General features: G+C 60.8%; 4 protein-coding genes. All 4 read right to left on the reverse strand.

Annotated features, from left to right (window positions below):
• On the reverse strand, positions 1-957 hold a 957-nt coding region (locus AAC083_RS18625), incomplete at its 3' end, for a sigma-54-dependent transcriptional regulator (RefSeq protein ID WP_108537395.1).
• Positions 954-1,988: a sensor histidine kinase gene (locus AAC083_RS18630; RefSeq protein WP_108537396.1), complete on the reverse strand. Its 1,035-nt coding sequence runs from the start codon at positions 1,986-1,988 to the stop codon at positions 954-956. The genes AAC083_RS18625 and AAC083_RS18630, both read right to left, overlap by 4 nt.
• A 106-nt stretch (positions 1,989-2,094) precedes the next feature.
• Positions 2,095-3,516 (reverse strand): sigma-54 dependent transcriptional regulator, encoded by a 1,422-nt coding sequence (locus AAC083_RS18635; RefSeq protein WP_181364815.1) that lies wholly within the window; start codon positions 3,514-3,516, stop codon positions 2,095-2,097.
• Between the two features lie 265 nt (positions 3,517-3,781).
• The coding region (locus tag AAC083_RS18640) for a topoisomerase DNA-binding C4 zinc finger domain-containing protein (RefSeq protein ID WP_181364816.1) at positions 3,782-4,015 on the reverse strand (234 nt) is incomplete at its 5' end.

Consider the following 4,015-nt stretch of genomic DNA (forward strand, 5'->3'; position numbering starts at 1 on the left):
GGCATGCAGCGCCAGCAGGTGTTCCGCCAGCGGCAATATGTCGCCGGGCCGCTCCCAGAGCGAGGTCCAACGCAAGGGGAAGACGTTGAGACGGTAGTAGAGATCCTCGCGGAACAGGCCGTCCTGTACCGCCTTCTTGAGATCCCGGTTGCTGGTGGCGATGACCCGCACATCGAGGGGGATCATCTTGCGGCTGCCGAGTCGCTCCACCTCTTTCTCCTGCAAGACCCGCAGCAGCTTGGCCTGCAGCCCCAGATCCATCTCGGTGATCTCATCGAGCAGCAAGGTGCCGCCCTGGGCCTGTTCGAACTTGCCCGGGCACCCCTGCACGGCGCCGGTAAAGGCCCCCTTCTCGTAACCGAACAGGGTTGCCTCCAGCATGTTTTCCGGGATGGCGGCGCAGTTGATGGCGACGAAGGTCTGTTCGGCGCGGCTGGAGTTGTCATGAATGTAGCGGGCCAGCACCTCTTTCCCCGTTCCGCTCGGGCCTGTCACCATGACAGTGGCTTCGCTGCGGGCTACCCGGGTCGCCAGCTGGAACAGCTCGGCGGTCTTGGGATCCCCGTACACCACGGCGCGCTTCTCCACCTTCTGGGCCGGTACATAACGGCTGACCTGGTTGAGCAGCACCTCGGGCGAAAACGGCTTGGCGAGGTAGTCGATGGCGCCTTCGCGCATGGCGCGCACGGCACCGTCTATATTGGCGTAGGCGGTCATCAGCAGCACAGGTATCTGCGGATATTGCTGGCGGATGGTAGCCAGCAGGGTCAGGCCATCCATGCCCCCCATCTGGATATCAGAGATCACCATGTCAAAGCTCTGGCGCGATAACGCCAGCAGGGCGCGCTCGCCGCTGTCTGCTTCACGGCACTCGTAGCCGCCGAGCAACAGGGTATCCACCAGCGCTTCGCGCAGGCCATTGTCATCTTCCACGACCAGAATACGAGCCTGAGTCATGCGACACCTCCAAGCTGCACCGCTTGCTGATGCAGGGGGAACGACAGGGTAAAGCAAGTGCCTTCAGCAGGCACGGAGGCCACACTGACCTCCCCCTGATGGGCACGTACCACGGATTGCACCACAGCGAGACCCAGGCCTGTGCCCTGGGAGCGGGTGGTGAAAAAGGGTTCGAAAATCTGGTTGAGCAGGTGGGCGGGCATCCCTTTGCCATTGTCGAGAATACGCATCTCCACCCGGGCGCCACTGCGCGCCGCACTCACCAACAGCGAGGTGGCACCCGCCTGCTGGGCGTTGGCGATCAGGTTGTTGATGGCCCCCGCCAGCGCATTGCTGTTGGCGAGCAGGCAGAGATCCGGCTCGGGCGCGTCTATATGCAGCTCACAGCCCTGCTGGTTGCAAAATGCCTCGGCGCCTGCCTGCACCTCGGCCAGTAATCCCTGGACCGAAATGGGTGTCACCACCTGATTGTCACCGTTGCGGGCGAACAGCAGTATGTCGTTGATCTGTTTTTCCAGGTCTTGCAACCTGGCCATCAGCTTTTGTTGGAACTGGCTGCGCGACTCGGGCTTGAGGGTGCGGTTGGCCAGATTGGCCGCATAGAGCATGGCGGCGGAGAGCGGAGTGCGGATCTGGTGTGCCAACGAGGCGGCCATGTTGCCCAAGGCAGACAGCCGCTTCATGTGGTTGACTCTGTCCTGCAGTTTGCGGGTTTCGGTCAGATCCGTGATGAATACCAACTGGCCGGGTTGATCCGGCAGCGGCTGGGTCGAGAGCTGCACCCGACGCCCATCGCGCAGGGAGATCTCGTGACCGTCATCCTCACGGGGCTGGAAGCAGCGAGCGATGATCTGGCGCCAGGCCTGACCCTCCAGCGGCTCCCCCAGCAGCGCCAGGGCGGCGGGGTTGGCACGGGTGATGCGACCCTCGCCATCGAGCAGCAATACACCGGTCGGCAGTGCCGTGAAGATGGCGTAGAGCTGGCTCACCTCGTGAGACTGGAGTGGGTTGACTTGCTGCTGGGCTGTCATAAAGCTGACCTCAAACTGGCTATTGGGTCAGGTTATTCAATTTCCATGCCACTTAAATTATGGTTAAAAATCAACTCGTTGAACAAAGGCGTCAAGGCTTTGACCCTTATGCTTCCTTGCTCATCCCGTATTTTTTCATCTTCTCCACCAGGGTGGTACGACGCATGCTGAGCAAGTCAGCGGCGCGGGCCACCACCCCATCCTGGGACTCCAGGGCCTGACGGATCAGCTCTACCTCGAGGTCGGCCAGCATCTCCTTGAGATTGACCCCCTCCTCTGGCAGCTGCATGGCACGGGAGTGACTTGCACTGAGATCCAGCGCCAGGGGATCCTGGAACACGGCGGCCAATGCGTCGCGCTCGTCCATCTCGGTCAGCCGCTCATCTCTTGGCTCGCACGGCAGCAGGCGATAGCGGCTCGGCAAATCGGCCACATCGACTATCTGCTGCGGGTAGAGGATCAGCAGTCGCTCCAGCAGGTTGGAGAGCTCGCGCACATTGCCGGGCCAGGGGTACTGCATCAGGGACTCCAACGCCCGCTGGGTCAGGCGAATCATACCCTGATGCTGCTCGGTATGGCGGTTGAGCAGCTCCTGCAGCAACAAGGGAATGTCATCGACCCGATCCCGCAGCGGTGGTGTCTCTATGGGGAAGACATTAAGGCGATAGTAGAGATCTTCCCGAAAGCCCTGGGTGCGGATCATGGCCTCCAGATCCCGGTGGGTGGCCGCAATGATGCGCACGTCCGCCTGAATGGGCTTACCACCACCCACCCGATCGAACAGACGCTCCTGCAACACCCGCAACAACTTGACCTGCATCGGCAAGGGCATGTCGCCGATCTCGTCGAGGAAGAGCGTGCCACCCTGAGCCAGCTCAAAACGGCCCCGGCGGGCGGCGATGGCGCCGGTGAAGGCGCCTTTCTCATGGCCAAACAGCTCGCTTTCCAGCAATTCGGCCGGGATGGCGCCACAGTTGATGGGCACGAAGGGGCCCCCACTGCGGGGAGAAAGTTCGTGAATGGCGCGGGCTACCACCTCCTTGCCGGTCCCGGATTCCCCCAGGATCAACACGTTGGCTTCGGTCTCTGCCACCTGGCTGATGAGACGGCGCACTTCCTGAATGCCCCGCCCCTTGCCCACCAGCAGACGCAACAGCGCCTGGCCCTTGTCGTGAGTCTGCTGACGGGGATGCAAGGAGACAAACGCCTGACAGAAGTGCAGATGGCGAGTGAGGGATTCGTAGGTGAAGGGGGCCTCGGCGACACCGATGAAGTTGCTGTTGGGGAAATCAGCCTCTACCAGGGACAGGAAGGGCACGCGAAGGAAGCTGGCCAGCAGCTCATCCAGCGAACGGCTGGTCAAGGCTCCCGCCAGCACCCCTTGCAGCGGACCGGACGACTCGATGGCAACATCCAGCTCGCTCTCGACTATCTCCTGCCACGGGATCCCCATGAACGAAAGCACAGTGCCCAACTGCTGGCGCCGCTGCGCATCGGCATCAACAATCAATACTCCCATCGACATCATACGACTCCCTCTTGTAAGCGACGTAACTTATTGTTTTATTGTGCTTCTGTGGTCTAGCCACGCACTTTATGCAGGAAGAACAAAGTGCCAAAATTCCGACGTATTGTCAAAAATTGTCGCATTCAACCTAAGTTTATCGACATCACTGCGCAATAAGATAAATTTTGTCGCCTCTTTTTTAATTTGAGGCACAAACAAGATAAAGAGACGGGACTATCGACTACCCGTTCCCGGCCCCATGACAGGGTCGGGAACGGCGACAGGGTCAGTGACGGGCGTTCGTGTGGGGCGTGGCGTAGCGACACTCGGGGAAGCGACTGCAGGCCATGAACAGGCGTCCGGCATGAGGTCCTTTTTTGGCCTCCCGTTCGACCAGCGGGGCATCGCAGCGAGGGCAATGAGGTGCCTGGTGCGAGTGATCCTCTTCTTCGTCATCCACCTCGGCAAACAGGTTGTCCACCAACTCGCTGTCTGTGGCAGAGACCAGGGCACTCCTGAC

This window comes from Aeromonas sp. HMWF014 (assembly GCF_963878295.1).
In the GTDB taxonomy this organism is placed as follows: domain Bacteria; phylum Pseudomonadota; class Gammaproteobacteria; order Enterobacterales; family Aeromonadaceae; genus Aeromonas; species Aeromonas popoffii.

Excerpts from the sequence above, each read along its gene's own strand:
- AAC083_RS18630 (WP_108537396.1), bottom strand. The coding sequence starts at position 1,988 with ATGACAGCCCAGCAGCAAGTCAACCCACTCCAGTCTCACGAGGTGAGC.
- AAC083_RS18635 (WP_181364815.1), bottom strand. The coding sequence starts at position 3,516 with ATGATGTCGATGGGAGTATTGATTGTTGATGCCGATGCGCAGCGGCGC.